Below are 26,994 nucleotides of genomic sequence, written 5' to 3'. Positions count from 1 at the left end.
CTATTCCTTTGAATTGCGGCCGAGGATCAGCAGTCCGCCGAGGCTGAGCACGCCCGCCGCCATCAGATACCCGCCGACCAGCCACAGCCCGCGCGGTGCAAGCGCCTCCGCCACGATAGGTGCCAGCGCACCGCCGAGCACGCCGCCGAGGTTGAAGGTCATCGACACGCCCGTGTAGCGCACGCCCGCCGGGAACAGGCTCGGCAACCATCCGCCGAGCGGTCCGTAGGCGAACCCCATCACGAACAGGGCGCCCGACAGCCACAGCCATACCGTGAACAGCGATCCCGACCCCAGCATCGGTCCCATCAACGCGCCGACGCCGATGCAGCCCGCAAACCCGACCGCCAGCATCCGTGCGGCGGAATACCGATCGGCGAGCACGCTGGCCACGACCACGCCGCCCGCAAGGAACCAGATCGCCACCAGTTCGACCGCGAGGAACGATTCGCGCGAATAGCCGAGTGTCTTGGTGCCGTAGCCAAGCGCGAACGCGGTCGCGAGGTAGAATAGCGCGAAGCAGGCGATGACGCCGAACGTGCCCGCCAGCGTCGGACGCAGGTGCTGCGTCAGCAAAGTTGCGATCGGTACCTTGGGAAGCGCTTCCGTCCGCTCCGCCTCGAGGAAGGCTGGCGTCTCGGTCAGCTTGAGCCGCACCCATAGGCCGAGGCCGACGAGGATTGCACTCAGCAGGAACGGAATGCGCCATCCCCAGGCGACGAACTGCGCCTCGTCGAGGACCAGCCCGATCACGAGGAACAGGCCGTTCGCCGCCAGGAAGCCCACCGGGGCGCCGAGAGGGGGAAACATGCCCCAGGTATTCTTGCGGTGCGCCGGCGCGTTCTCGACCGCGAGCAACGCCGCCCCGCCCCATTCACCACCCAGGCCAAGCCCTTGGCCAAGACGCATCAGGCACAGCAGCGCCGGCGCAATCCAGCCGACCTGCGCATAGGTGGGCAGGAAGGCGATCCCGACGGTCGATCCGCCCATCAGCAGCAATGAGGCTACCAATGTCGACTTGCGCCCGATCCGATCGCCGAAATGCCCGAACACGATCGCCCCGACCGGCCGCGCAGCGAATGCGAGCCCGAACGTCGCATAGCTGAACAGCAACTGCGCCGAGGCCGATTGCTCTGCAAAGAACAAGGGACCGAATACGAGCGCGGCAGCGGTCGCGTAGATGTAGAAATCGTAGAACTCGACTGCGGTGCCGACGAGGCTGGCAGTAAGGATCCGACGATGGGCGCGAAGCGTGGTCATGCCGCGACATTGCCTTGACCGTCGGCGCCGTCAACCGATCCGGATCTTCCATTCCCGCGGGTCGGACAGACTCAAGCCGGGAGAACGATCCGCGCGACCAGGCCTGGCGCATTGTCCCCCAGTTCGAAATGCCCGTCGTGCAGCCGCGCCACCGCCTCGATCAGTGCCATGCCGAGGCCAGCGCCGGGAGTCGAGCGAGCACTGTCGAGGCGGCCGAACCGCTTGAGCGCTTGAGCCCGGTCGGCCGCGGCGATGCCGGGCCCGCGGTCCTCGACCTGGATTGCCACGCCGTCGGTGCGGTGGACGATCCGCAGCGTGACCTCCCCGCCCACTGCGCCGTGGCGGAGCGCATTGTCGATCAGGTTGGTGATCGCCTGGCTGATGAGTTCCCGGTGTAGCTTCATCGGCGGGGGGCGGTCGTCGATCGCGATCGTGAAGAGCAGGCCGGCGTCTTCCGCCACGGGGGCGTAGAGCTCGCCGATTTCCTCCAGCAGGTCTGCGGGCGACACCTCGATGAACCGGTCGCGCGAGACCGAGCCCGAGCGGCTGATCTCGATCACCATCGTCAGCATCCGCATGACGAGGTCGGTCTCGACGAGCAGTCCGCCCAGTGCCGCTTCACGCGCGTCGGGGTCGGCAATAAGCACCGCCTGCTCGGTCTTGGTCCGGAGGCGGGCGAGTGGCGACCGAAGGTCGTGCGCCAGGCTGTCGGTGACGATCCGAAGTTCAGCCATCACGCCCTCAAGCTTGCCGAGCATGACGTTGAGGCGCGCGGCGAGGCGATCGAACGCGTCGCCGCCCCCGGCGATCACGTCGACGCGGCGTGAGAGGTCACCCTCGCCTGCTGCCTCGATGGCGTTGGCGATGCCGTCCAGTCGGCGGCCCACATAGCGCGTAAGGACAAGTCCGCCGGACACCCCGAGCGCAAGCGACAGGAACACCGCAACTGCCAGCGCCCGCTCGATCGCGCGTTCCTCGGCCGCGATTAGGTCGAGATTGCGCCCGGTGAGAAGCCAGTAGCTCCCGAGCGGATGCAGCGCGTAGCCGGTTTCGCGGGCGGACCAGAGTTCGTCTGCGCCGAGGCGCGCGATACGGAACTGCGTGATGCGGAGCGGCACTGCTAGCCGTGCGGGCGCGATACCGAGCACGGCCCGACCTTTGGGGTCGATCACCGCCAATACCAGCGAAACATCCCCAGGGACGACCGCGCTGTCGATCGCCTGGCGAATTGCCGGCAGGCCACCGCCACGCCATACCGCACGCAAGGCTTCGGATTGTTCGGTCGTCTCGCGGCGGATCGCGTCGATGGCGTCGGCGCTTGTCGTCTTCCAGACGAAACCGACCAGCGCGAGATTGGACACGAGCGCCAGTGCAATCGACAACAGCGCGATTCGGGCGGTTACCGAAAGACGGATCACCACCCCGGATCAGCCTTCGACGGCGAGCCGGTATCCTGCGCCGCGCACCGTGTGGAGGATCGGCGTCGGGAAGCCATCCTCGAGCTTGCGGCGGAGGCGGCCGATATGGACGTCGACGACGTTCGAGCCCGGGTCAAAATGATAGTTCCAGATCTTCTCCAGCATCATCGTGCGGGTCACGACCTGGCCAGCATGGCGGGCTAGAAATTCGAGAAGGTTGAACTCGCGGGCGCCCAGCGGGATCGAGCGACCGGCACGCGATACCGCGCGCGCGAGCAGGTCGATTTCCAGATCACCCACGGAAAGCTTGGTTTTCTGTGGTTCGGTCGCGGCCCGATCGGACCGGCGGACGAGTGCTTCGATCCGCGCGGAGAGCTCAGCGAACGAGAAGGGCTTGCACAGATAGTCGTCGGCGCCGGCTTTCAGCCCATCGACGCGGTCGTCGACTGCGGCAAGCGCGGAAAGGATCAGAACCGGCGTGGCGATCCCAGCGGCGCGAATCGCGCTAACCATCGACAGTCCGTCGAGGCCGGGCAGCATGCGATCGGCGATGATGAGGTCGAAGATACCTTCGCTCGCAAGAAACAGTCCGTCGCGGCCGTCTGCACAAGCCTCCACAGCGTGCCCCGCTTCGGCTAACCCCTTGGCAAGATAAGCGGACGTCGAGGCGTCGTCCTCGACGATCAGGATCTTGCGGCTCAACGCGGTCTCACCTTCCCTGCCACCGAAATCGGTCACTATCTCCGGCCCTCATAAACGGAAAGGCCGGCGGAAAGAACCCTTCCCGCCGGCCCCCACGGTACCCCCGGGAGTGACGGGCACCGATCTCTGGAAACTTGCGCGACCGTTGCAGGTCACGGGTTTGTTCTAGGATCGGGCGGGGGTCAGGGCGATGACCGAGCGGTGACAATTTCGTCATGTTGAAAGGTACGCTGTCACCCCCCGGAGGCGCAACGCGTGATGAACTGATCTGCAATGGAGCGAAGATACAAGCGAGCGAAATTGGGTCCCTACCCCCTTCCCCGTCATCCCGGCGAGCCGGGACCCATGGTTGTGGAGTTGGCGATGATTGTGCGCAATCGCTTGGTCCGCCGTATCCGTGGGTCCCGGCGTTCGCCGGGATGACGGAGAGGGTCGCGCCAACCCGAGGGGACGAACTCACCCCATAGGATCGCCGCGCCCGGGTCTTGTTCTCCCGCGAAGGCGGGAGCCCAGCCTGGGCCCCGGCCTTCGCGGGAGAACATGCTTACTTCTTGTCGAGGATCGCCGCGATCTCAGCGCCGACATGCGCAATATCTGCCATGCCATCAACGCGGTGGACTAGGCCCCGTTCGTCGTAGATCGGCAGGATAGGTGCGGTCTTTGCGCGGTATTCTGCCATGCGCGTGTGCACCGTGTCCGCGTTGTCGTCGGGCCGGCGCTTGAACTCGGTCGAGGCGCAGACGTCGCAGACGCCGGCCACGACCGGCTTCTTGTAGCGATCGTGATAGCCCGTACCGCACTTCGCGCAGGTATAGCGGCCAACGACGCGGTCGATCAGCGCGGCTTCGTCGACACCCAGCTCGATGACGTAGTCCAGCGTGCGACCACGATCGGCCAGCAATCCTTCAAGCGCTTCGGCCTGCGCGGCGGTGCGTGGATAGCCATCGAAGATTACGCCGTTCTCGGTATCCGGCTGGTCCAGACGCTCGCCGATGATGCCCGACACGATTTCGTCGCTGACGAGACCGCCCGATGCCATCACCGACTTTGCCTGGAGGCCGACCGGGGTTCCGGCGGCGACCGCTGCACGCAGCATGTCGCCGGTCGAAAGCTGCACCATGCCGCGGTCTGAAACCAGCGTCGCGGCCTGGGTTCCCTTGCCCGCGCCTGGCGGTCCAAGAAGGATGATATTCACGAAACGCACTCCCCTCGTTCGTGCAGGATTTTTTCCGGGTTAGCCCCGGAGCTTAACGAAGTCGATTGCCCTTGAGCTTCGCCTTCTTGATCAAGTCGCCATACTGGTGCGCCAGCAGGTGCGACTGGATCTGCGTCACCGTGTCCATCGTCACGTTGACGACGATCAGCAGGCTGGTGCCACCGAGGTAGAACGGGATCTGCAACGCGGTCACCAGATATTCCGGCAACAGGCAGATGATCGCCAGATACGCCGCACCGATCACGGTGATGCGCGTCAGCACGTAATCGAAATAGTTCTCGGTGTTCTTGCCTGGGCGGATGCCGGGGATGAACCCGCCGTTACGCTTCAGATTGTCGGCGGTTTCCTCGGGGTTGAAGACGACCGCGGTGTAGAAGAACGAGAAGAAGACGATGCCGGCGCCGTACAGCAGCATGTATACGGGCGAACCGTGCTGCAGGTACTGGTTGAGCGTGATGATGAAGTCACCCCACTTCGATTCGCCGGCGACGCGCTGGCCGGCGAACTGCGAGATCGTCAGCGGCATCAGCAGCAGCGACGAGGCGAAGATCGGCGGGATGACGCCAGCGGTATTGATCTTCAGCGGCAGATGACTGCGATCGGCCTGCATGCCGCGCTGCGTCTGGCGCTTGGGATACTGGATCAGGATGCGGCGCTGCGCGCGCTCCATGAAACAGATGAACAGGATCAACACGACCACCGCGACGACGATGCCGATCAGCTTGATCGGATCGAGCGAGCCCGACCGGCCGCCTTCGAGCAGGTTGACGAGCGTCACGGGCAGATGCGCGACGATGCCGGCCATGATGATCAGCGAGACACCGTTGCCGATACCGCGGCTGGTGATCTGCTCGCCGAGCCACATCAGGAACATCGTGCCGCCGATCAGCGAGATGACGGCCGCGACGCGGAACATCATGCCGGGCTCGATGACCGCCTGAATGCCCTGTGCTGCGCCAAGCGTCTCAAGGCCGACGGCAATGAAATAGCCCTGCACCGCGGTCAGGCCGACGGTGCCGTAGCGCGTGTACTGGTTGAGGCGCTTGCGGCCCGATTCGCCGTCCTTCTTGATGGCGGCGAGCGTCGGCGACAGCGAGGTCGCGAGTTGCACCACGATCGAGGCGGTGATGTAGGGCATCACGCCGAGCGCGATCAGCGACATGCGGCTGAGCGAACCACCCGAGAAGGTGTTGAAGAAATCGAGCACGCCGCCCTGCGTCTGCTGCGAGAGCAGGCCGAGCGCGGTCGGGTCGACACCCGGCAGCGGGACGTAGCTGAGCAGGCGGAAAATGATCAGCGCACCGATCGTGAACCACAACCGCTTCTTGAGGTCGGTCGCCTTCGCGAATTTCGAAAGGCTGATGCTTTGCGCCATCTGGTCGGCTGCGGATGCCATGCGTGTGATCGTCCTGGAAACAAAGAAGGCGGGATGCGTTGTGACCGCCCCCGCCGCTCATATAGGCGCACGGGCGCGCTTGTCTAATGGCTAGGTGGGATATCGCGGGCCAGAAGGCTCGAGAACTCTCTACTTATCCCGTTCGTCCTGAGCGTAGTCGAAGGACATCGCCCCGAGAGAGGTACCCTTCGACTTCGCTCAGGGCGAACGGAAGAGGGGAGACGCCCGACAAACGGAAAAGGGTGTTACTCGCGAACGGTAGATACGAGGCCCCTGCAAACAAAAAGGGGGCGGGCGCATCAGCACCCGCCCCCTCCAGTCCGGCTTAAGCCTTGAACGACGCCTTGTGCGCCGCACGCTCCTTGTACTTCACGCCCTTCTTGGCGGCAGCCTTCTCGGCTGCGGGGACGAAGTGGATCACCTCGACCTTGCCGCCGATCTTCTCGACCGCTTCGATCGCGCCCTTCGACGCGCCGTCGACGGTGAACGAGAGGACCGTGGTCAGCTCGCCCTTGGCGAGGAGGCGGACGCCGTCCTTGCCGCCGCGTGCCAGGCCAGCGGCCTTCAGCGCGTCGTGGTCGAGCGTGGCGTTCGCCTCGATCTTGCCGGCGTCGACTGCGAGCTGGATCGCGCCGAGGTTGACCTCTGCGAAGTCCTTGCGAAAGATATTGTTGAAGCCGCGCTTAGGCAGACGCATGTGCAGGGGCATCTGACCGCCTTCGAAGCCGGCGATGGACACGCCCTCGCGGCTCTTCTGGCCCTTCTGGCCGCGGCCGCCGGTCTTGCCCTTGCCCGAGCCGATGCCGCGTCCGACGCGCATCTTGGACTTACGGGCACCTTCGTTATCGCGGAGTTCGTTGAGCTTCATGGTAATGCACTCGCTTTCGCTTGTTACGCGCTGGTTTGAAATCGCCGGGTTCGAATCCGGAAATGAGGAAGGGGGCCGTTAGCCCCCTTCCCGGTATTTGTCACTAGGTAGCGTGAAGGCTCAGCCTTCGACCGACACCATGTGCTGCACCTTGCGGATCATGCCGCGGACCTCAGGGCTGTCTTCCAGCTCGCGGGTCTTGTGCATCTTGTTGAGGCCGAGACCGATCAGCGTTGCGCGCTGATCCTTCTCGCGGCGGATCGGCGAACCGGTCTGCGTGATCTTGATGGTTGCCATGATCGCTTACTCCGTGATCGCAGCTGCATCGGCCTCGGCGGTCTTCGAACCACCATGGCCGAGCAGGTCGGCGATCTTCTTGCCGCGACGCTGTGCGACGGCCTTGGGCGAGGTCTGCTCGCCAAGGGCCTCGAACGTGGCGCGGATCATGTTGTAGGGGTTCGACGTGCCGACCGACTTGGTCACAACGTCCGCAACGCCCAGCGATTCGAAGACTGCGCGCATCGGGCCACCGGCGATGATGCCCGTACCCTGAGGCGCCGACCGCAGCGTGACCTTGCCGGCACCGAAGTGACCGTTGCCGTCATGATGCAGCGTGCGACCGTCCTTCAACGGAACGCGAACCATCTTCTTCTTGGCAGCAGCCGTCGCTTTCGAGATGGCTTCCGGCACTTCGCGTGCCTTGCCATGACCGAAGCCTGCACGACCCTTGCCGTCGCCGACGACGACGAGCGCTGCGAAGCCGAAGCGCTTACCGCCCTTGACCGTCTTCGAGACGCGGTTGATGTGGACCAGCTTCTCGATCAGCTCTTCGCCGCCATCGTCCGCACCGGGACGACCGCCACGATTGTCGCGACCGCGACCGCCGTCGCGACCACCGCGGTTGCCGCCCGGGCCACCGCTGCGATTGCCGCCGGGGCCACCACGACCACCGCCGCCGCCACCGGGACCGCCGCGACCGCGACCGCCACCGTTGTTGCCCTGGTAGCCAGTGCTCTGCGGAACGTTCTGAGCCGTGACGTCCTGCGCGGTCGTCTCGGGAGCGATTACTGCCGGCGTGTTGTTTTCGTCAGCCATGTCTTAGAACTCCAATCCGGCTTCGCGCGCGGCATCGGCAAGAGCCTTCACGCGACCGTGGTAGAGGAAGCCGCCGCGATCGAACACGACCTGGGTCACGCCCGCTGCCTTGGCAGCCTCGGCGACGCGCTTGCCGACCGAAGTCGCCGCGTCGATGTTGGCGCCGGACGTGCCGCGCACGTCCTTCTCCAGCGTCGAGGCCGATGCGACCGTCGTGCCAGCGGCATCGTCGATCACCTGGGCATAGATGTGCTTGCCCGAGCGATGCACCGACAACCGCGGACGGGTGCCTGCACGTGCGCGGAGCGCGGTACGGTTGCGGCGACGCCGCTTGGCGAAAAGAGAAAGTCCCTTGGTCATTACTTCTTCTTCCCTTCCTTGCGGAAGATGAACTCGCCGTCGTACTTGATACCCTTGCCCTTGTAAGGCTCGGGCTTGCGCCACTGACGAATTTCCGCGGCCAGCTGACCGACCATCTGCTTGTCCGAACCCGAGATCTCGATCGTCGTGTTGTCGGGGGTCTTGACTTCGATCCCCTCCGGCACGTCGATGTTGACGTCGTGGCTGTAGCCGAGCTGCAGCTTGAGGTTGCGACCCTGCGCTGCGGCACGATAGCCGACGCCGGTGATCAGCAGCTTCTTGGTGAAGCCTTCCGACACGCCGGTGACCAGGTTCTGCACCATGGTCCGCTGCATGCCCCAGAACGCGCGAGCGCGCTTGGTGTCGTTGGCCGGCTGCACCAAAATGCCGCCGTCTTCGATCGTGTAGCTGATCTCGTCGCGAAGCGGCATCTTGAGGGTACCCTTGGGGCCCTTCATGGTCAGCTGCTTGTTCTCGATGGTCGGCGTTATGCCCGCCGGTACGGTGACCGGCTTCTTACCAATGCGGCTCATCAGAACACCTCCGCGAGGACTTCGCCGCCGACGTTCTGCTCGCGTGCTTCGGAATCCGACAGCACGCCGCGGGGCGTCGAGACGATGGTGATGCCGAGGCCGTTACGGACGCGCGGGAGTTCCTGCGAGCCGGAATAGACGCGACGGCCTGGCTTCGAGACGCGCGCGACATGCTTGATCGCAGGCTGGCCCTCGAAATACTTCAGCTCGATGCGAAGGCCGGCCGCGGGGCCCATCTGCTCTTCGCTATAGCCACGGATATAGCCTTCGCGCTGCAGAACGTCGAGCACGCGGACGCGCAGCTTCGACGCCGGCGTGAGGACGGAGTCCTTCTTCGCGCGCTGGCCATTACGGATACGGGTGAGCAAATCACCCAGGGGATCGGTCACTGCCATGATTTAGTCCTTACCAGCTCGACTTCGTGACGCCGGGGATGAGGCCCTTGTTGGCCAGATCGCGCAGCTGAATACGGCAGAGCCGGAACTTGCGGTAATAGGCGCGCGGGCGACCGGTCAGCTCGCACCGGTTACGGATGCGGGTCGGGTTCGCGTTGCGCGGCAGTGCCGCCATCTTGAGGCGAGCGATCAGGCGCTCACCATCGTCGAGCGTCTTGTCCGCTGCGATTGCCTTCAGCGCCGCGTACTTTGGGGCATACTGCTTGACCATGCGCTTGCGGCGCTCGTTCTTGTTGACTGAACTCAGTTTCGCCATCGACTTAAGTTCTTTCTTTCCTGAAGCGCCGCCCATGACACGAGGTCAGGGGCGGCGGTTGGTAGTTAAGCTGCCTTCTTCTCGTCGGCAGCGTCGTCTTCGATCGGGAACGGGAAACCGAACAGACGGAGAAGCTCGCGAGCCTCGTCGTCGGTCTTTGCGGTCGTCGTCACGATCACATCCATGCCGCGGACCTTGTCGACCCGGTCATAGCTGATTTCTGGGAACACGATCTGCTCCTTGATACCGCAGGCATAGTTGCCACGGCCATCGAAGCTCTTCGGGTTGAGCCCGCGGAAATCGCGGACGCGGGGAAGAGCGATCGTGATGAAACGGTCGAGAAACTCGTACATGCGCTCGCGGCGAAGGGTGACCTTTACGCCGATCGGCATGCCTTCACGCAGCTTGAACTGCGCGATCGACTTCTTGGCCTTCGTCACGACAGGCTTCTGGCCGGCGATCAGCTCCATTTCGGAAGCAGCCTGGTCGACCTTCTTCTTGTCCTGCGTGGCTTCGCCGACGCCCATGTTCAGCACGATCTTGTCGAGCCGCGGGATCTCCATGACATTCTTGTAACCGAACTTCTCGGTCATCGCCTTGATGATCGTTTCGTCGTACAGCTTGCGCATGCGCGCAACGTAGACGGCCTCGGTGCCGGTGTTCTCAGCGCCAGTGTTCTGATCAACCATTGATCTTCTCCCCGGTCTTGACGGCGACGCGGACCTTCTTGCCGTCCTGCTCCTCGAAGCGGACGCGGGTCGGCTTTCCGTCGGCGGTCACGTGCGCGACCTTCGAAACGTGCATCGGTGCTTCCTTGCGGATCAGGCCACCCTGCGGGTCACCCTGAGTCGGCTTGGTGTGGCGCACGGCGATGTTGACGCCCGATACGACGACCTTGTCGGTCTTCGGCATGGAGACGGTGACCTCACCGGTCTTGCCCTTGTCCTTGCCGGACAGGACGATGACCTTGTCACCCTTCTTGATACGCTGCGACGCCATTACAGCACCTCCGGCGCAAGGCTGATGATCTTCATGTGCTTCTTGCCGCGCAGCTCGCGAACGACTGGGCCGAAGATACGGGTGCCGATCGGCTCCTCGTTCTTGTTAACCAGCACCGCGGCGTTGCCGTCGAAGCGGATGACCGTACCGTCTGCACGGCGGATATCCTTGGCGGTACGCACGATCACCGCGCGGTGAACGTCGCCCTTCTTCACACGGCCACGTGGCTGCGCTTCCTTGATGCTGACGACGATGATGTCGCCAACGCCTGCAACCCGACGCTTGGAACCCCCAAGCACCTTGATGCACTGCACCCGCTTCGCGCCGCTGTTGTCAGCGACGTCGAGATTGGACTGCATCTGGATCATGGATCCGTATCCCTTCTCTGTCTCTGGGGTCGATACCGACCGAACCCCGCCTAAAAAATCACCCCGCCACGGACGAACCGCAGCGGGGAGGAGCGGCCGCTTAGCCGTTCCAGTTTACGAAAACAAGAGCGCAGGAGGTTTCCCCCCTGCCCTCTTAACTCAAACCCGTCACCCCAGCCAAAGCTGGGGTATCCCTGTTCGAGCCGATCGCCCTCCACCACGAGATCCCAGCTTTCGCTGGGAAGACGGGGTTTGGAGCGTACCAGTTCAGCCCTCGGCCGAAGCCCGCTCCGGCGTCGCGTGGGTGTTGACCCGCTCGATCACCTTCCAGGTCTTCAGCTTGGAGATCGGTGCGGTCTCTTCGATCCGCACGGTCTCGCCCTGCTTGAACTCGTTGCTCTCGTCATGAGCATGATACTTCTTCGAGCGACGGATGATCTTCCCGTAGAGCGGGTGCTTCACCTTACGCTCGACGTTCACGACCACCGTCTTGTCGCCCTTGTCGGACACGACCAGACCGGTCAGCACGCGCTTCGGCATGATACGTTCCTTACTTCGCGGCTTCAGCGCTGGTGCGCTGAGCCTGCAGGGTCTTGATGCGAGCGATGTCGCGGCGGACCTCACGAACGCGGCTCGGCTTTTCGAGCTGGTTCGTGGCGGCCTGGAAGCGCAGGTTGAACTGCTCGCGCTTCAGTTCGCCGAGCGACTCCGACAGCTGGTCGTCGCTCTTGGTCTTCATGTCGTCGATACGAGCCATGATCTTACTCGCCTCCCAGATGCGAGGTGTCGCCCAGGCGGGCAACGACCTTTACCTTGATCGGCAGCTTCATGGCCGCCCGCTCGAACGCCTCGGCGGCGATCTTGCCGTCGACGCCGTCGAGCTCGAACAGGATCCGACCTGGCTTGACGCGAGCGGCCCAGTATTCCGGCGCGCCCTTGCCCTTACCCATGCGGACTTCGGCTGGCTTTCCCGAGACCGGAAGGTCTGGGAAAATGCGGATCCACAAACGCCCCTGGCGCTTCATGTGACGCGTGATCGCGCGGCGGGCCGCCTCGATCTGGCGTGCGGTGATCCGGTCGGGTTCCATCGCCTTGAGGCCGTAGGAGCCAAAATTGAGCGAGAAGCCACTCTTGGCGTCGCCCGAAATCTTGCCCTTGAAGGCCTTCCGGAACTTGGTCTTTTTTGGTTGCAGCATGTCTGTTCCTGCCCCTTAGCGACGATCGTCGCGCTGCGGCCGCACGCCGGAGGTCTGAGCCTCCATCATGATGCGGTCGTACGACGTCGGATCGTTGCCGAGAATCTCGCCCTTGAAGACCCAGACCTTCACGCCGCACACGCCGTAGGACGTGTGCGCCGTAGCCTCGGCATAATCGATGTTCGCGCGCAGCGTGTGCAACGGAACCCGACCCTCACGATAGCTCTCCGACCGTGCGATCTCGGCGCCGCCAAGACGGCCACCGCAGTTCACCCGGATGCCCTCGGCACCGAGACGCATCGCCGACTGGACCGCACGCTTCATGGCGCGGCGGAAGGCGATACGACGCTCGAGCTGATCGGCGATGCCCTGCGCGACGAGACGCGCATCGACTTCCGGCTTGCGGATCTCGACGATGTTCAGCGACACGGTCGACGACGTCATCTTGCCGATCGTCGAACGCAGCTTCTCGATGTCCGCACCCTTCTTGCCGATGATCACGCCGGGGCGTGCAGCGAAGATGGAGATGCGGGCCAGCTTGGCCGGACGCTCAATGACCACCTTGGAGATCGCGGCCTGCGGCAGCGTCTTCATGATGAACGCGCGGATCTTGAGATCCTCGAGCAGGAGCCGACCATAGTCGGCGCCTTCGGCGTACCAGCGGCTATCCCAGGTACGGTTGATCTGCAGACGCAGACCGATGGGGTTGCTCTTCTGACCCATTATGCTTCTTCCTGCTCGCGCACGACGATGCGCAGACGGCTGAATGGCTTGAGAATGCGGGTCGACTTGCCGCGGCCGCGGGTAGCGAAGCGCTTCATCGTGATCGACTTGCCGACCGAAGCCTCGGCGACGACGAGTGCGTCGACGTCGAGGTTATGGTTGTTCTCGGCGTTGGCGATGGCCGAGGCCAGCACCTTGCGCGCTTCGATCGCCATGCCCTTGGTCGAGAAGGCGAGGATGTTCATCGCATCGCCGACCTTCTTGCCACGGATCAACGCAGCCACGAGGCCGAGCTTCTGCGCGGAACCACGGATCTGCGTACCGACCGAAAGCGCCTCGTTGTCCGCGACCTTGCGCGGGCTGACTTGCTTAGACATCAGCGCTTGCCCTTCTTGTCGGCGGAGTGGCCGGGGAAGTAGCGCGTGGGCGCGAACTCACCGAGCTTCATGCCGACCATGTCTTCGTTGACCGAGACGGGCACGAACTTGCGGCCGTTATAGACGTTGAACGTGAGACCCACGAACGACGGCAGGATCGTCGAGCGACGCGACCAGGTCTTGATCGGCGAACGCGCGTTGGTGTCCTGGGCGGTTTCTGCCTTCTTGAGCAGATGAAGGTCCACGAAGGGGCCCTTCCAGACTGAACGAGCCATGTTAGCCCTTCCTCTTCGTCGAATGACGCGACCGGATGATCATCTTGTCGGTCGACTTGTTATGACGCGTGCGCGCACCCTTCGTCGGCTTGCCCCAAGGCGTAACCGGATGACGGCCACCCGAGGTACGGCCTTCACCACCGCCGTGCGGATGGTCGACCGGGTTCTTGGCGACGCCGCGCGTCAGAGGACGGATACCCATCCAGCGCGAACGGCCTGCCTTGCCGAGGTTCTGGTTCTGGTTGTCGGGGTTCGAGACCGCGCCAACCGTAGCCATGCAATCGCTGCGGATGTAGCGCTGCTCGCCCGAGTTCAGGCGGACCATCACCATGCCCTTGTCGCGACCGACGACCTGCACGTACGTGCCGGCCGAACGGGCGATCTGGCCACCCTTCATCGGCTTCATCTCCACGTTGTGGACGATGGTGCCGACCGGCATCTGACCGAGTTCCATGGCATTGCCTGGCTTCACGTCGGTCTTCTTGGCCGCGAGGACCTTGTCGCCGACGGCCAGACGCTGTGGCGCCAGGATGTAGGCGAGCTCTTCGTCCGGGTACTTGACCAGGGCGATGAACGCGGTGCGGTTGGGATCATACTCGATCCGCTCGACGGTGCCTTCGACGTCCCACTTGCGACGCTTGAAGTCGATGTAGCGGTACTTCTGCTTGTGACCGCCGGCGATGCCGCGCGAGGTCACATGGCCCTTGTTGTTACGACCGCCGGTCTTGTGCTTACCTTCGGTCAGCGCCTTGACGGGGCGACCCTTCCAGAGCGACGACTTGTCGACCAGGATGAGACCGCGGCGTGCCGGCGATGTCGGATTATAATGCTTGAGTGCCATGGCCTCAGATCCCCGTCGTCACGTCGATGGACTGACCGTCCTTCAACGTCACGATTGCCTTTTTCATGTCGGAGCGCGAGTAGTTCGTGCCCTTCCACTTCTTGGTCTTGCCCTTCTGGACGAGCGTGTTCACGCCGACGACGTTCACGTCGAACAGCGCCTCGACGGCCGCCTTGATCTCGGGCTTCGTGGCATCGTTCGATACCTTGAACACAACCGCGTTGAACTCCGACAGGGTCGTCGTCTTCTCGGTGATGTGCGGGGCCAGGATAACGTCGTAATGACGATTATCGATGCCCGCCTTCTGCTTCTTAGCCATGGAAGCGCGCCTCCAGCTTTTCGACAGCGGCGCGCGTCAGCACCAGCGTGTCATGCTTCAGGATGTCGTAAACGTTCGCGCCGGCAGCCGGCATCACGTTCACTTCGTACAGGTTGCCCGCAGCGAATGCGAAGCTGGTGTCGACCATGTCGCCGTCGATGACGAGCGCACGCTTGCCGAAGCCGAGCTTTGCGAGATCGCCCTGCAGCGTCTTGGTCTTGCCACCCTCGACAGCCAGGCTGTCCATGATGACCAGCGAACCCGCCTTGGCGTGGCTGCTGAGAGCCATCCGCAGACCGAGCGAGCGAACCTTCTTGTTCAGCGACGGGTTGAAGTCACGGACGCGTGCGCCGTGAGCCTTACCACCACCGATGAACACAGGTGCGCGACGATCGCCGTGACGAGCCGTACCGCCGCCCTTCTGGCGACCGAACTTCTTGCCGGTGCGAGCAACGTCTGCGCGCTCGCGGGTGCCACGAGCCGTCTCGCGACGCTTCTCGAGCTGCCAGGTGACGACGCGGTGCAGGATGTCGGCGCGCGGATCGAGGCCAAAGACCTCGTCGTTGAGCTCGATGTCCGCTGCGTCAGTGCCGGCGAAAGATGAAACCTTGATCTTCACGCTCAGCCCTCCTGGCCGTCGGCTGCAGGTGCGTCGGTCGTTTCGGCCGGCGTGTCTGCTGCGGTGTTGCTGTTTGCGGTCTTGAGACCGGCGGGGAACGGTGCGTCGGCGTGGCGCGCGACCTTCACCGAGTCCTTGACGAAGAGCCAGCCGCCCTTGGAGCCAGGAACCGAACCCTTGACGAACAGGAGACCACGCTCGACGTCCGTCGATACGATCTCGAGGTTCTGCTGGGTGCGATACTTGTCGCCCATGTGGCCGGCCATCTTCTTGTTCTTGAAGACCTTGCCCGGATCCTGGCGCTGACCGGTCGAACCGAGCGAACGGTGCGAGACCGACACGCCGTGGGTTGCCCGCAGACCGCCGAAGCCCCAACGCTTCATGCCGCCCTGGAAGCCCTTACCCTGGGTCTTGCCCTGGATATCGACGATCTGGCCTGCGACGTAGTGGTCGGCCGAAATCTCAGCACCAACGTCGAGCAGGCCGTCTGCGTTCACGCGGAACTCATGGACGACAGCCTTGGGCTCCACTTCGGCCTTGCCGAAATGGCCGCGCTGCGGCTTTGCGACATTCTTCGACTTGGCGACACCTGCACCAAGCTGGACGGCAGTGTAGCCGTCACGATCCATTTCGCGAACGGAAACGACCTGATTGCCTTCGAGTGCCAGAACGGTGACCGGCACGTGCCGACCATCTTCCTGGAACAGGCGGGTCATCCCCATCTTCTTCGCGATCACGCCAGTACGCATGATCTTGTCCCTTCCTAGACAGAGGCCCCGTCGGACTATTCCTCGGGGGCTTGCGGACCATGTCCGGAGCGAGCTCCATGATGCGTCCACCTGACCCCATCCCCGGCAAAAGCCCTGAATGGAGTCGGTTCAACCCGGTAAATACGAAACGTGCCCCCGTCCCGGGCTGGTGCTCCTGCGAATGCGGAAGCGTGACGGGGGACGCTGCCCCGTCGGTTTTCACCGACGGCGGTATCCCAATGTAGAGCGGCGCGGGACCGTTACCGGTCGACCGCGCCGCGCCAGGCCTTAGGCCAGCCCGTTGACTACGTCAACAAGCTGGATCCCCGCCTCCGCGGGGACTAAAGGCAAACTCGCGTCAGGCGAGTTTGATCTCGACGTCAACGCCAGCGGCGAGGTCCAGCTTCATCAGCGCATCGACCGTCTGCGGCGTCGGCTGGACGATATCCAGCATACGCTTGTACGTGCGCACCTCGAACTGCTCGCGCGACTTCTTGTCGATGTGCGGGCCGCGGTTCACGGTGAACTTTTCGATGCGCGTCGGAAGGGGAATCGGACCGCGGATGAGCGCGCCGGTGCGGCGTGCGGTGTCGGCGATGTCGCCAGTGGCCTGATCGAGCACACGGTGATCGAACGCCTTCAGACGAATGCGGATATTGCTGTCCATAGTCCCTACCGATGCGAAAGAGCGGGCCCGTTTCCGGGCTCTTGCTGGTTGATGTTTAAACCGAAGGCGGGCCATTACGGGAGAGTCGGTTGAAATGCAACCGGGGGGAGCGGGTTTTCCAGGCGACGGGCAATATCGAAGCGTGCCCTGCCCTCCCCCTCCGTCACCTTCGGCGCCACCTCCCCCTTGCGGGGGAGGATTGAAGATGTCGACGCTCCGCAGCTAAGATCGCCCTATTACTTGATCCTCCCCCGCCAGGGGGAGGTGGCGCCGAAGGTGACGGAGGGGGAGGCAAGCGATGCGGCTCGAAGGATCCCTACACGACCACAGCAACGCCAAGCGCCTGCGAAAACAGATGACGCCACCAGAGATCGCCCTCTGGCTAGCGCTACGTGCCAATGACGAAGGCCTACGCTTTAGAAAGCAACACGCAGCAGGCCCCTACGTCCTGGACTTCTACTGCGCCCCAGCCCGACTCGCGGTCGAAGTCGACGGCGAAGCCCACAACCACGGCAACCGCCCCGAACGAGACGTAGCGCGAGACGCGTGGCTAGTCAGCCAGAACATCCAAGTCCTCCGCTACCCAGCCCGAGAAATGCTGGCGAACCTCGACGACGTCGTCCGCCAGATCACGTCCATCACACTCCAACGCCGAACCACCTTCGAGGGCTAATCGCCCCCTCCCCCTCCGACGCCTTCGGCGCCACCTCCCCCTGGCGGGGGAGGATTGGCTGCGCGCGGCTGATCGCGGAGCGGCACACTAGATGGCGCACCGAGCGCGAGCATGAAATCCTCCCCCGCTAGGGGGAGGTGGCAGGCGCAGCCTGACGGAGGGGGAGGCAACGCGACATCGGCGATTTACCCGCCGGCAGCGTGATCAACCCATTTTTCGCACTCTGAATGTGGTCATCGGCAATCGGCGCAATGAGAGCCGCATAGCTCCCACCCCACTCAAAATCAGTTTCCCGCCGAAGAGCCGCTAGAATCCCAGTTACGGACAACCAAGAGAGTCATTGCAAACAGAACGACGATATAAGCGGTAGTATATGCAGCAAACGGTATAGCTGAACCGAAAGGCTCGGTAAGCATAATGATCGGCGCCGTAAAAGCCATGACGACCCACCAGCCGATATCGGCATCATATTGCCAATTCAGCACACGGCTAAGAGTAATGACCGCCGGAACGGTCCATAGGTAGCCAGTGATCCATACCAGCAGCGTTTGACGTCTTTGCCACTGAATTGTCATACTGTTCTATGCGCACCACAAGCGGAGTCGGGCAAGTCAGTTCGCCCAAAAGGTGCGCGATAGCGCCTCAGCAACCCGGTCGACCCCCAAAAAAACACGAAAAAGCCCGGCCTCTCTCGCGAGAAGTCGGGCTCTTCGATCACCTCCCGAGGGAGAAGATGCTTACTTGTCGATCTGGCTGACGACGCCTGCACCGACGGTACGGCCGCCTTCGCGGATCGTGAAGCGCTGGCCCACGTCCATGGCGATCGGAGCGATCAGCTTGATGCCGAGCGACACGTTGTCGCCTGGCATGACCATCTCGGTGCCCTCAGGCAGCTCGACGGTGCCGGTCACGTCCGTCGTACGGAAGTAGAACTGCGGGCGGTAGTTGGCGAAGAACGGCGTGTGACGGCCACCCTCTTCCTTCGACAACACGTACACTTCCGAGTTGAAGTCGGTGTGCGGCTTGATCGTACCTGGCTTGCAGAGCACCTGGCCACGCTCGACTTCGTCGCGTGCAACGCCGCGGATCAGTGCGCCGACGTTATCGCCAGCCTGGCCCTGGTCGAGCAGCTTGCGGAACATCTCGACGCCCGTGACCGTGGTCTTGCGGACGGTCGGGTGGATGCCGACGATCTCGACTTCCTCGCCAACCTTGACGATGCCGGTCTCGACGCGGCCGGTGACGACCGTACCACGACCCGAGATCGAAAACACGTCCTCGATCGGCATCATGAACGGCTTGTCGAGCGGACGCTCCGGCTGCGGGATGTACTCGTCGACGGCAGCCATCAGCTTGAGGACGGCTTCCTTGCCGATTTCAGGCAGCTTGTCCTGGAGTGCAGCCGTAGCCGAACCCTGGATGACGGGGATGTCGTCGCCCGGGAAGTCGTACGAGCTGAGCAGCTCGCGGATTTCCATCTCGACCAGCTCGAGGATCTCTGCGTCGTCGACCAGGTCGACCTTGTTCATGAACACGACCATGGCAGGCACGCCGACCTGGCGTGCAAGCAGGATGTGCTCGCGGGTCTGCGGCATAGGACCGTCGGTCGCCGAAACGACGAGGATCGCGCCGTCCATCTGAGCTGCGCCGGTGATCATGTTCTTCACATAATCGGCGTGGCCCGGGCAATCGACGTGCGCGTAGTGACGTGCGGTCGTCTCGTACTCGACGTGTGCGGTCGAGATCGTGATGCCGCGCTCGCGCTCCTCGGGAGCCTTGTCGATGTTGGCGAAGTCGACGGCGGTACCGCCGGTCGTCTCTGCCAGAACCTTCGTGATCGCAGCGGTGAGCGACGTCTTGCCATGATCGACGTGACCGATGGTGCCGATGTTGAGATGCGGCTTGTTCCGCTCAAATTTTGCCTTGGCCATTGTTTCCTACCTTCTGATTCGTATTCCGGTGCCACCCCGGGAACCGCGCGAACGCGGCCCAATAGCGGCTGTTAAAGCGTTGCGCCAGCCCCTGCCTTGCGAAGGGGGCCGACACGGAAGTGAATTCCGTGTCGTCTGACCTCGGGCGAACCCGAGGCCGGCCGGCCTTGCGGCGTCTCGGAGCCAGGTTGCCCTGGCTCCGTGCGCCTACGGCTTACGCCAGCTTAGCCTTCACCTCGTCCGCAACGTTCTGCGGCACTTCGTCATAGTGCGAGAACTGCATCGAGTACTGTGCGCGACCCTGGGTGAACGAGCGGAGCGAGTTCACGTAGCCGAACATGTTGGCCAGCGGGACCATCGCCTCGACCGTCTGCGCGTTGCCGCGGCTGTCGGTACCCTGGATCTGGCCACGACGGCTGTTCATGTCGCCGATGACGTCGCCCAGATAATCTTCCGGGGTAACGACCTCGACCTTCATGACCGGTTCGAGCAACGTGATGCCCGACTTCTGAGCCACTTCGCGCATCGCACCACGTGCACAGATTTCGAACGCCAGCGCCGACGAATCGACGTCATGGTATGCACCGTCATACAGGACGATCTCGAAATCGATGATCGGGAAGCCGACCAACGAACCCGTTGCAGCGGTTTCGCGGAAGCCCTTCTCGATCGCCGGCAGATATTCCTTCGGAATGTTGCCGCCCTTGATCTCGTCCTTGAAGATGATGCCCGAACCGCGCTCGCCCGGCGTGACCTTCACCTTCACGCGACCGAACTGGCCGGTGCCGCCCGACTGCTTCTTGTGCGTGTAGTCGACATCGACCGGCTTCTTCAGATACTCGCGATACGCGACCTGAGGAGCGCCGACGTTCGCCTCGACCTTGAACTCGCGCTTCATGCGATCGACCAGGATCTCGAGATGGAGCTCGCCCATGCCCTTGATGATGGTCTGGCCCGACTCGGGATCCGACGACACGCGGAACGAAGGATCCTCGCGTGCGAGACGATTGAGCGCGATGCCCATCTTCTCCTGGTCGGCCTTGGTCTTCGGCTCCACCGACAGCTCGATCACAGGCTCGGGGAATTCCATCCGCTCGAGGATAATCGGTGCGTTCATCGCGCAGAGCGTATCGCCGGTCGTGGTGTCCTTGAGGCCTGCGAGAGCGACGATGTCGCCAGCATAGGCCGCCTGGATGTCTTCGCGCTCGTTCGCATGCATAAGCAGCATGCGACCGACCTTTTCCTTCTTGTCCTTGACCGAGTTGGTGACCTGCGATGCGGTCTCCAGCTTGCCCGAGTAGATGCGGGCGAAGGTCAGCGTGCCGACGAACGGATCGTTCATGATCTTGAACGCCAGTGCCGAGAACGGCACGTCGTCCGACGAAGAACGCTCGTCCGGCGTCACGCCGTCGAGCTTCAGACCCTGAATCGCGGGAACGTCGAGCGGGCTCGGCAGATAGTCGACCACGGCGTCGAGCAAAGGCTGCACGCCCTTGTTCTTGAACGCCGAGCCACACACCACGGGCACGAACGCCATGCTGAGCGTACCCTTGCGGATCAGCGCCTTCAGGTCGGCGACGCTAGGCTCGTTGCCTTCGAGATAGGCCTCCATGAGAGCATCGTCCTGCTCGACGGCCATCTCGATCAGCTCGCTGCGATACTTCGCAGCCTTTTCGAGCATGTCCTCGGGGATCTCGGCATATTCGAACTTCGCGCCGAGGCTCTCTTCGAGCCAGATGATCGCGCGGTTCTCGACGAGGTCGACGAGACCCTTGAAGCCGCCTTCCATGCCGATCGGCAGGTACAGGACGGCCGGACGCGCGCCGAGGCGCTCGATGATCGAGTCGACGCAGAAGTAGAAGTCGGCACCGGTGCGATCGAGCTTGTTGACGAAGCACATGCGCGGCACGCCGTACTTGTCGGCCTGACGCCAAACGGTCTCGGACTGCGGCTCAACGCCGGCAACGCCGTCGAAGCATGCCACTGCGCCATCGAGCACGCGGAGCGAACGCTCGACTTCGATCGTGAAGTCGACGTGGCCGGGCGTATCGATGATGTTGATAAGGTGCTCTTCGCCCTTACCTTCTTCGGCGCGCCACTTGCAGGTGGTCGCAGCCGACGTGATCGTGATCCCGCGCTCCTGCTCCTGCTCCATCCAATCCATCGTCGCGGTGCCTTCGTGCACTTCGCCGATCTTGTAGGACTTGCCGGTGTAATAGAGGATGCGCTCGGTCGTCGTCGTCTTGCCGGCGTCGATGTGCGCCATGATGCCAATGTTACGGTAACGGTCGAGCGGATGGCTGCGGGCCATGATCGTGCTTCCTTAAGAATATGGGGAGCCGAACGTGCCGGCTCCCCAATATATAGGTGTTTGCGTTACAGGCGAAAGACCGCCTGCATCGCGGTTACCAGCGGTAGTGCGAGAAGGCGCGGTTGGCTTCCGCCATCCGGTGCGTATCTTCACGCTTCTTGACCGCGTTGCCACGGTTATTGGCGGCGTCCATCAACTCACCCGACAGCCGTGCGGCCATCGTGTTCTCGCTGCGCGAACGCGCCGCACCGATCAGCCAGCGAATTGCCAGCGCCTGTGCACGATCGGGACGAACCTCGACCGGCACCTGGTACGTTGCACCACCGACGCGGCGCGAACGGACTTCGATGCCCGGCTTCACGTTGTTCAGCGCATCGTGGAAAACGCCGATCGGATCGCGCTTTGCGCGGCTCTCGACGGTTTCGAATGCACCGTACACGATCAGCTCTGCGACGGACTTCTTGCCGTCCAGCATGACGCTGTTCATGAACTTCGACAGAACCTCATCCCCGAACTTGGGATCAGGCAGGATGACCCGCTTTTCGGGACGACGACGACGTGCCATTTTGTATTCCTTCTAAACTTCAGCCTTGATGATCAGATACCTGACCGGCTTACTTCGGACGCTTGGCGCCGTACTTGGAACGCGACTGACGCCGGTCCTTCACACCCTGTGTATCGAGCACGCCGCGCAGGACGTGATAGCGAACACCGGGAAGATCGCGGACACGACCGCCACGGATCAGGACAACCGAATGCTCCTGAAGATTGTGGCCCTCGCCCGGAATGTAGCTGATGACTTCGCGCTGGTTGGTCAGGCGAACCTTGGCCACCTTGCGCAGAGCCGAGTTCGGCTTCTTCGGGGTCGTCGTGTAGACGCGCGTGCAAACGCCACGCTTCTGCGGATTTGCTTCCATCGCAGGGACCTTCGACTTGGCCTTCTGCGGATCGCGGCCCTTGCGGACCAGCTGGTTGATCGTCGGCATTGAAGCCTTCACCTTTCAAGTGGTTACTTTGCTGGAGCCATGAGGCGCCTGAGAATACAAAAAGGACCATCGGGAGCGCGAAACGCCCCTCAGGCCCTGGAATGCATCCAGCAATGTTCAAGCATGCCCGGCGGGAAACACTCCCGAAGAACAGGGCGCGCCTATAGGTCAGGACGGGTTTGCGGTCAACCGGGTCCGCTGCGATCCGGAACTGCCTCCGATTGCGGTGGGTCCACGCGTGACCCCGGAACGATGTGCTCAATAACTGAGCGAATTTTGATGTCACGCACCTATCGTGGTCGAGTGCCCAGCACCGCAAGCAGCGCTTTCTCGAATCGAGCCGGATCCTCGACTTGCGGCGAATGGCCCAACCCGTCGAGCATGACGAGGTTCGCATTCGGCATCTGCTTCACGGCGCGAGGTGCGACCATTGGTATTGGTTCGAGAAACTTGCGTAAATTCGTTGGCGCCTGGGCGCGGCCGAAAGCGGTCTTGTCGAGCGTGCCGATGATCAACGTCGTCGGCGGCGTGATCCGGTAGAGTTCGTGCGCGACCGGCTGGGTCTTGATCATCTCGCTGGTTTTGGCCTGTGCGAGCGCCACGGTGTCGCGGCCAGCCCCCTGATACATGCCCGCCTGCATCCAGACCCAGCGATCGTAGGACGGCTTCCACACGCCGTGATAGTAATTCTCGAGCTGGTACGCCTTGATCGACGCGTAGCTCGTCTTCTTCTCGTTCGCCCACAGCATGTCGACATCGGCATAGGGCACGCCTTCCTCGGAGCGGTCCTTGAGCCCCAGCGGGTTCACCAGCACCAGCTTCTCGACCGACGCCGGGTACATGATCGCGTAGCGCATCGCGAGCATGCCACCCATCGAGTGGCCGACGATCGTAGCCCGTGTGATGCCGCGCGATTCGAGCAGTCGCTTGGTGAACGTCGCCAGCATTTCGAAGCTGTACTGCGCGTTGCGCGGTTTGGAGGACTTGCAAAAGCCGATCTGGTCGGGGACGATCACCCGGTAGCCGACCTCGGTGAGCGCGCGGACGCTGCTGCCCCAGGTCGCGCCACAAAAATTCTTGCCATGGAGCAGCACGACCGTACGCCCGTTGGGTCGCTGCGGTGCGACATCCATGAACGCCATCTGCGCTGGCGCACCGACGATATCGACCTCCATCGTCTGGACCGGCCAGGGATAGGTAAAGCGTTCGAGCTGCGGCCCGAGGTCGGGCGCCTGCGGCACGGAGGTTGCGGCGACCATCGTCAATGCACCAGGCAGCAAGAGCATCGTCAGTCGGATCTTCATACGGATAGTCGCCTATATCGATAACGAAGGACTTGGTTAACGTCCGCCCCCTGCATCATGCAACGCATCATCACTGTCGTCACGAATTACAACTTCAGCCACTTGCCCTTCTCGAAACGGCTGGGTATTGGGCCCGTCCGCGTAGGAGTGTAGCTCAGTTGGTTAGAGCGTCGGTCTCCAAAACCGAAGGCCCTCGGTTCGAATCCGAGCACTCCTGCCACCCCCATTAAAATCCGAACGATATCGCGGCGATCGCGCAGTCGTGACCGCATGTCTGGCATGAATGCATAAGATGCACTTCCTGATGCAGATTATGCACTTGAAAATCATTCTGCTGCGATGCACAAAGATCGGGCCTTTCAGGCATCCTCTCCTAAAAACTTTCATGGCCGGTCTCGTACCGGCCTTTTTTTTCGTCAAAGTTCGGCGTACACGCGGTGTGCCGTCGTCAAGCCGAACGATAAATAGAAACCGTGGGAGCGGAGCCGCCGGTGAAACCGGCACCGGCAAGACGATCGTGCGGGGGATCGAGCGACCCAAGCGCTCTCCCCCGCCACTTCTTCTCCCCACTTCTTTAATGCGCCCGCTTCAGTATGTTATGGGACGGTCAGCGGTTGCTCCGGCCCCTCTCCTGTCGCGCACTTGCTTTAGCCGACCACCAAAGCTATCTGCCGCGCTTCCGACAGCGAGGACGGACCTGCCGCCGCGGCTCTTCACAGAGAGCGGTCAGTCGGTTTATGCCTCGCATCCCAAGTTTCTCAATCAGCGGGTTCGAAGAACATCGTGGCGAAGACGTCCCCCCTCGAATTCATCCAGCAGGTCCGCAACGAGACCGCGAAGGTCACGTGGCCGACGCGTCGCGAGACGGTCATGACCGGCGTGATGGTGGTGATCATGACGACGATCCTCGCGCTGTTCTTCCTGGGCGTCGACTCGATCCTGCAAGCGATCGTCTCCGCCCTCCTCAAACTCGCTCAGTAAGCAAGGTTCCGTCATGGCGCGCTGGTACATTATTCACGCCTATTCGGGTTTCGAGGGCAAGGTCCGCGACTCGATCATGGCCGAGGCGACCCGAATGGGTCTCGAGCAGCTCGTCGAGCAGATCGAAGTTCCAACCGAAACCACCACCGAAGCCCGTCGCGGCAAGAAGATTTCGGTCGAGCGCAAGTTCATGCCGGGCTACGTCCTCGCCAAGCTGAACATGAACGACGACGTGTATCACCTGGTGAAAAACACGCCGAAGGTCACCGGCTTCCTTGGCAGCATGGGCAAGCCGCAGGCGATCAGCGAGGCGGAAGCCACGCGGATGCTGAACAGCAAGGAAGAAGCCGCCGCTGCGCCCAAGCAGAAGGTCAAGGTCGACTACGAGATCGGCGATCAGGTCAAGGTGCTCGACGGCCCGTTCGCGACCTTCAACGGGCTCGTGGAAGAACTCGACTTCGACCGCAGCCGCGTCAAGGTTTCGGTATCGATCTTCGGCCGAGCGACGCCGGTCGAGCTCGAGTTCGAGCAGGTCGAGCGCAGCAAGTAACGCGAAGCCGCAGATGACGGGGCGAACTAATCGCGAGACCATGTCGGTGTGCGCGACAACGTGAATTTTCCTTCCGCTGCCATGACAACAATGAACTCCATTTAACGTGGCACCCGCTGCTACGGGAACAGGTTCCCCGGAATAGATCCGGGGAGCCTGCGGATATGCGACTACGTCAGGTCGCAGCAGTATCGCTGGCCTTGGCCGGTTGAAACTCGCCGTCAGCGGCCATGACATTCAGTACACCGTCGCGGATCGAGAATACCGCACCGTGGATCTTGAGATCGCCCGCCGCCTCGGCTTCGCGTACGAACGGAAACGTGCGCAGATTTGCGATCGAGGTCTTGACACCTTCACGCTCCATGGCGCGTCCGGCCTCGTCACCGGAAGCGTTTGGGTAGTCCGCTCGCACCTTGTCCCGTGCATCGTCGAGCAGGTTGACCCAGTCTGCAATGAACCGGCCATGGCCTGGCTCGGCATCATGGAATGCGCCCGACAGCGCCGCCTTGCAGCCGCCGCAACTCCCATGCCCCAGAACGACGATCTCCGAGACTTTCAATTGCGTCACTGCAAATTCGACCGCAGCCGAAACGCCGTGATACCCACCGCCAAGTTCGCATGGGGGCACGAGCGCGGCGACGTTGCGCACGACGAACATTTCGCCGGGTAGCGTATCGAAAATTTGCGCAGGTTCCACGCGACTGTCCGAGCAGGCGATCACCATGACGCGGGGTTCTTGCCCATCCTTGAGCTTCGCCCAACGATCGCGCTGACGCCGCCAATCGGACGTCCGAAAGCGCTGGTAGCCGTCCACTAGGTCAGAAAAATCGGTCATCGTTGATAGTCTCCCGGATACGGCCGGATTGGCCATGTCGCAGAAACCGTTTTCCGCCGAGTAGGGTTCCTCACGACGGGATTGACAGAGGCAGTGCTGCGATAGTTCGGTATATCTACGGCACGGCCCTGCGCCAGGCTGTCCAGCTGATCTCAGCGCGCTATTCTCAGGCGCGCCGCAGTCAATCCGCTTGGCTGATCCGGGTCAGACGGAGGCGGAAGATTTGCCGACGGAAGCCCGGTACGCGGCCGTGATGAGAGTGCCCGCATGAGCCGCTCGGCGATGTTCGATCAAGACCCCCAGTGGCCACGGCGAAAACATGCGGCGACAGGCAAGCCAAGCTCGAGCCGAAGATACGCGAACGCTTTTCGCATGTTCTATTCTATTTTGAAGACGCCAAATCGCATCTTTCGGGGGACAAAACTGATGGGTCGCAATCAATTGCCTGCCACAGTTCCGCAGATATGGTTGATACCAACCTAATTACGCATCGCACTGCTGGCGATGCGATCCGTCGCGACTTAGTACGGGTTGTAAAAAAATATTAATTTGGTTTTAGAAAGGTACATTGGTTAATTATCAGCGAGTTGAAATGCATGTAGCGTTGCGACGATGACATTGCCAGTTTTCTGCAACGCCGTTAACCATCATCATCCATACTGTGCTAAGTATTATCTACCACGTATCGTTCCAACGAGGACGTGCGGCTTGGGAGAGACGTTCGTTTCCAT

At 62.5% G+C, this 26,994-nt stretch carries 36 protein-coding genes and 1 tRNA gene; 4 read left to right on the top strand and 33 right to left on the bottom strand.

Going from position 1 to position 26,994, the window contains the following annotated elements:
• The 26 genes from SJY41_RS01030 to rpsJ form a co-directional block, all read right to left on the bottom strand.
• Complete coding sequence (locus SJY41_RS01030; protein WP_380778307.1) at window positions 1–1,260, bottom strand: MFS transporter; 1,260 nt, start codon at window positions 1,258–1,260, stop codon at window positions 1–3.
• A 71-nt stretch (window positions 1,261–1,331) separates the two neighbouring features.
• Complete coding sequence (locus SJY41_RS01025; RefSeq protein WP_380778305.1) at window positions 1,332–2,681, bottom strand: ATP-binding protein; 1,350 nt, start codon at window positions 2,679–2,681, stop codon at window positions 1,332–1,334.
• A gap of 6 nt (window positions 2,682–2,687) precedes the next feature.
• A complete protein-coding gene (locus SJY41_RS01020) occupies window positions 2,688–3,380 on the bottom strand; it encodes a winged helix-turn-helix domain-containing protein (protein WP_380784027.1) in 693 nt (230 codons plus the stop codon).
• Between the two features lie 544 nt (window positions 3,381–3,924).
• Window positions 3,925–4,575, bottom strand: a complete 651-nt coding sequence (locus SJY41_RS01015) for an adenylate kinase (RefSeq protein ID WP_380778303.1) — start codon at window positions 4,573–4,575, stop codon at window positions 3,925–3,927.
• Between the two features lie 52 nt (window positions 4,576–4,627).
• Window positions 4,628–5,992: a preprotein translocase subunit SecY gene (gene secY / locus SJY41_RS01010; protein ID WP_380778301.1), complete on the bottom strand. Its 1,365-nt coding sequence runs from the start codon at window positions 5,990–5,992 to the stop codon at window positions 4,628–4,630.
• Between the two features lie 325 nt (window positions 5,993–6,317).
• Complete coding sequence (rplO, locus tag SJY41_RS01005; RefSeq protein ID WP_380778299.1) at window positions 6,318–6,860, bottom strand: 50S ribosomal protein L15; 543 nt, start codon at window positions 6,858–6,860, stop codon at window positions 6,318–6,320.
• 120 nt (window positions 6,861–6,980) lie between these two features.
• Window positions 6,981–7,157: a 50S ribosomal protein L30 gene (gene rpmD, locus SJY41_RS01000; RefSeq protein ID WP_055872633.1), complete on the bottom strand. Its 177-nt coding sequence runs from the start codon at window positions 7,155–7,157 to the stop codon at window positions 6,981–6,983.
• Between the two features lie 6 nt (window positions 7,158–7,163).
• Window positions 7,164–7,955 carry a 30S ribosomal protein S5 gene (gene rpsE, locus SJY41_RS00995; RefSeq protein WP_132898059.1) on the bottom strand — a complete coding sequence of 264 codons (792 nt, stop codon included), beginning with the start codon at window positions 7,953–7,955 and terminating at the stop codon, window positions 7,164–7,166.
• A gap of 3 nt (window positions 7,956–7,958) precedes the next feature.
• Complete coding sequence (rplR, locus tag SJY41_RS00990) at window positions 7,959–8,315, bottom strand: 50S ribosomal protein L18 (RefSeq protein WP_031393749.1); 357 nt, start codon at window positions 8,313–8,315, stop codon at window positions 7,959–7,961.
• Entirely contained in the window at window positions 8,315–8,848 is a 534-nt protein-coding gene (gene rplF, locus SJY41_RS00985) for a 50S ribosomal protein L6 (protein ID WP_380778296.1), read from the bottom strand. Before rplF ends, rplR begins: the two co-directional genes overlap by 1 nt.
• Window positions 8,848–9,243, bottom strand: a complete 396-nt coding sequence (gene rpsH / locus SJY41_RS00980) for a 30S ribosomal protein S8 (protein ID WP_031393751.1) — start codon at window positions 9,241–9,243, stop codon at window positions 8,848–8,850. Before rpsH ends, rplF begins: the two co-directional genes overlap by 1 nt.
• A gap of 10 nt (window positions 9,244–9,253) precedes the next feature.
• The gene (rpsN, locus tag SJY41_RS00975) at window positions 9,254–9,559 is read right to left on the bottom strand and encodes a 30S ribosomal protein S14 (protein WP_056015537.1); all 306 of its coding nucleotides are present in this window, start codon (window positions 9,557–9,559) and stop codon (window positions 9,254–9,256) included.
• 65 nt (window positions 9,560–9,624) lie between these two features.
• A complete protein-coding gene (gene rplE / locus SJY41_RS00970) occupies window positions 9,625–10,188 on the bottom strand; it encodes a 50S ribosomal protein L5 (RefSeq protein WP_082441396.1) in 564 nt (187 codons plus the stop codon).
• A gap of 52 nt (window positions 10,189–10,240) precedes the next feature.
• Complete coding sequence (gene rplX, locus SJY41_RS00965) at window positions 10,241–10,558, bottom strand: 50S ribosomal protein L24 (protein ID WP_056047623.1); 318 nt, start codon at window positions 10,556–10,558, stop codon at window positions 10,241–10,243.
• On the bottom strand, window positions 10,558–10,926 hold the full coding sequence (gene rplN / locus SJY41_RS00960) for a 50S ribosomal protein L14 (RefSeq protein ID WP_031393755.1): 369 nt from the start codon (window positions 10,924–10,926) through the stop codon (window positions 10,558–10,560). The genes rplX and rplN overlap by 1 nt, the downstream gene beginning before the upstream one ends.
• A 267-nt stretch (window positions 10,927–11,193) precedes the next feature.
• Entirely contained in the window at window positions 11,194–11,466 is a 273-nt protein-coding gene (rpsQ, locus tag SJY41_RS00955; protein WP_031393756.1) for a 30S ribosomal protein S17, read from the bottom strand.
• Between the two features lie 10 nt (window positions 11,467–11,476).
• A complete protein-coding gene (gene rpmC, locus SJY41_RS00950; protein WP_055872644.1) occupies window positions 11,477–11,683 on the bottom strand; it encodes a 50S ribosomal protein L29 in 207 nt (68 codons plus the stop codon).
• 4 nt (window positions 11,684–11,687) lie between these two features.
• A complete protein-coding gene (gene rplP / locus SJY41_RS00945) occupies window positions 11,688–12,122 on the bottom strand; it encodes a 50S ribosomal protein L16 (protein WP_031393758.1) in 435 nt (144 codons plus the stop codon).
• 15 nt (window positions 12,123–12,137) lie between these two features.
• Window positions 12,138–12,845 carry a 30S ribosomal protein S3 gene (gene rpsC, locus SJY41_RS00940; protein WP_055872646.1) on the bottom strand — a complete coding sequence of 236 codons (708 nt, stop codon included), beginning with the start codon at window positions 12,843–12,845 and terminating at the stop codon, window positions 12,138–12,140.
• The gene (rplV, locus tag SJY41_RS00935) at window positions 12,845–13,222 is read right to left on the bottom strand and encodes a 50S ribosomal protein L22 (protein WP_056047621.1); all 378 of its coding nucleotides are present in this window, start codon (window positions 13,220–13,222) and stop codon (window positions 12,845–12,847) included. Before rplV ends, rpsC begins: the two co-directional genes overlap by 1 nt.
• A complete protein-coding gene (gene rpsS, locus SJY41_RS00930; protein ID WP_031393761.1) occupies window positions 13,222–13,497 on the bottom strand; it encodes a 30S ribosomal protein S19 in 276 nt (91 codons plus the stop codon). Before rpsS ends, rplV begins: the two co-directional genes overlap by 1 nt.
• 1 nt (window position 13,498) lies before the next feature.
• Window positions 13,499–14,338, bottom strand: coding sequence for a 50S ribosomal protein L2 (gene rplB / locus SJY41_RS00925; RefSeq protein WP_055872649.1), 840 nt, complete (start codon window positions 14,336–14,338; stop codon window positions 13,499–13,501).
• 4 nt (window positions 14,339–14,342) lie between these two features.
• Window positions 14,343–14,657, bottom strand: a complete 315-nt coding sequence (locus SJY41_RS00920; RefSeq protein ID WP_056047618.1) for a 50S ribosomal protein L23 — start codon at window positions 14,655–14,657, stop codon at window positions 14,343–14,345.
• Window positions 14,650–15,276: a 50S ribosomal protein L4 gene (rplD, locus tag SJY41_RS00915; protein WP_056047616.1), complete on the bottom strand. Its 627-nt coding sequence runs from the start codon at window positions 15,274–15,276 to the stop codon at window positions 14,650–14,652. The genes SJY41_RS00920 and rplD overlap by 8 nt, the downstream gene beginning before the upstream one ends.
• 2 nt (window positions 15,277–15,278) lie before the next feature.
• Complete coding sequence (gene rplC, locus SJY41_RS00910; RefSeq protein ID WP_056060507.1) at window positions 15,279–16,025, bottom strand: 50S ribosomal protein L3; 747 nt, start codon at window positions 16,023–16,025, stop codon at window positions 15,279–15,281.
• Between the two features lie 358 nt (window positions 16,026–16,383).
• Entirely contained in the window at window positions 16,384–16,692 is a 309-nt protein-coding gene (gene rpsJ, locus SJY41_RS00905) for a 30S ribosomal protein S10 (RefSeq protein ID WP_007406109.1), read from the bottom strand.
• Between the two features lie 298 nt (window positions 16,693–16,990).
• Between rpsJ and SJY41_RS00900 the strand changes: the two genes are divergently transcribed.
• Window positions 16,991–17,365, top strand: a complete 375-nt coding sequence (locus tag SJY41_RS00900; protein WP_380778290.1) for an endonuclease domain-containing protein — start codon at window positions 16,991–16,993, stop codon at window positions 17,363–17,365.
• 284 nt (window positions 17,366–17,649) lie between these two features.
• On the opposite strand, the gene SJY41_RS00895 is transcribed toward SJY41_RS00900, so the two are convergent.
• From SJY41_RS00895 to SJY41_RS00870, 6 genes are all read right to left on the bottom strand, one after another.
• A complete protein-coding gene (locus SJY41_RS00895; protein WP_380778288.1) occupies window positions 17,650–17,940 on the bottom strand; it encodes a hypothetical protein in 291 nt (96 codons plus the stop codon).
• A gap of 162 nt (window positions 17,941–18,102) precedes the next feature.
• Window positions 18,103–19,296, bottom strand: a complete 1,194-nt coding sequence (gene tuf, locus SJY41_RS00890) for an elongation factor Tu (protein WP_093396860.1) — start codon at window positions 19,294–19,296, stop codon at window positions 18,103–18,105.
• A 214-nt stretch (window positions 19,297–19,510) separates the two neighbouring features.
• Window positions 19,511–21,607 (bottom strand): elongation factor G, encoded by a 2,097-nt coding sequence (gene fusA / locus SJY41_RS00885; RefSeq protein ID WP_380778286.1) that lies wholly within the window; start codon window positions 21,605–21,607, stop codon window positions 19,511–19,513.
• A gap of 94 nt (window positions 21,608–21,701) precedes the next feature.
• Window positions 21,702–22,172, bottom strand: a complete 471-nt coding sequence (rpsG, locus tag SJY41_RS00880) for a 30S ribosomal protein S7 (protein WP_380778284.1) — start codon at window positions 22,170–22,172, stop codon at window positions 21,702–21,704.
• Between the two features lie 49 nt (window positions 22,173–22,221).
• Entirely contained in the window at window positions 22,222–22,593 is a 372-nt protein-coding gene (rpsL, locus tag SJY41_RS00875) for a 30S ribosomal protein S12 (protein ID WP_010164594.1), read from the bottom strand.
• A gap of 290 nt (window positions 22,594–22,883) precedes the next feature.
• Complete coding sequence (locus tag SJY41_RS00870) at window positions 22,884–23,897, bottom strand: alpha/beta fold hydrolase (RefSeq protein WP_380778282.1); 1,014 nt, start codon at window positions 23,895–23,897, stop codon at window positions 22,884–22,886.
• Between the two features lie 143 nt (window positions 23,898–24,040).
• Between SJY41_RS00870 and SJY41_RS00865 the strand changes: the two genes are divergently transcribed.
• From SJY41_RS00865 to nusG, 3 genes are all read left to right on the top strand, one after another.
• A tRNA-Trp gene (locus tag SJY41_RS00865) sits at window positions 24,041–24,117 on the top strand.
• A gap of 563 nt (window positions 24,118–24,680) precedes the next feature.
• The gene (gene secE, locus SJY41_RS00860) at window positions 24,681–24,878 is read left to right on the top strand and encodes a preprotein translocase subunit SecE (RefSeq protein ID WP_056047594.1); all 198 of its coding nucleotides are present in this window, start codon (window positions 24,681–24,683) and stop codon (window positions 24,876–24,878) included.
• A 13-nt stretch (window positions 24,879–24,891) separates the two neighbouring features.
• Window positions 24,892–25,428, top strand: a complete 537-nt coding sequence (gene nusG / locus SJY41_RS00855; protein ID WP_380778280.1) for a transcription termination/antitermination protein NusG — start codon at window positions 24,892–24,894, stop codon at window positions 25,426–25,428.
• Between the two features lie 175 nt (window positions 25,429–25,603).
• Here the strand turns inward: nusG and SJY41_RS00850 are convergent, their stop codons facing one another.
• Window positions 25,604–26,263: a carbonic anhydrase gene (locus SJY41_RS00850; RefSeq protein ID WP_380784026.1), complete on the bottom strand. Its 660-nt coding sequence runs from the start codon at window positions 26,261–26,263 to the stop codon at window positions 25,604–25,606.
• Window positions 26,264–26,994: the final 731 nt, after the last annotated feature.

Origin of the sequence: Sphingomonas sp. R86520, from assembly GCF_042466285.1 — a bacterium.
In the GTDB taxonomy this organism is placed as follows: domain Bacteria; phylum Pseudomonadota; class Alphaproteobacteria; order Sphingomonadales; family Sphingomonadaceae; genus Sphingomonas.
The sequence above is the reverse complement of the archived record's forward strand: the minus strand, read 5'-3'. Positions and strand labels throughout refer to the sequence as shown.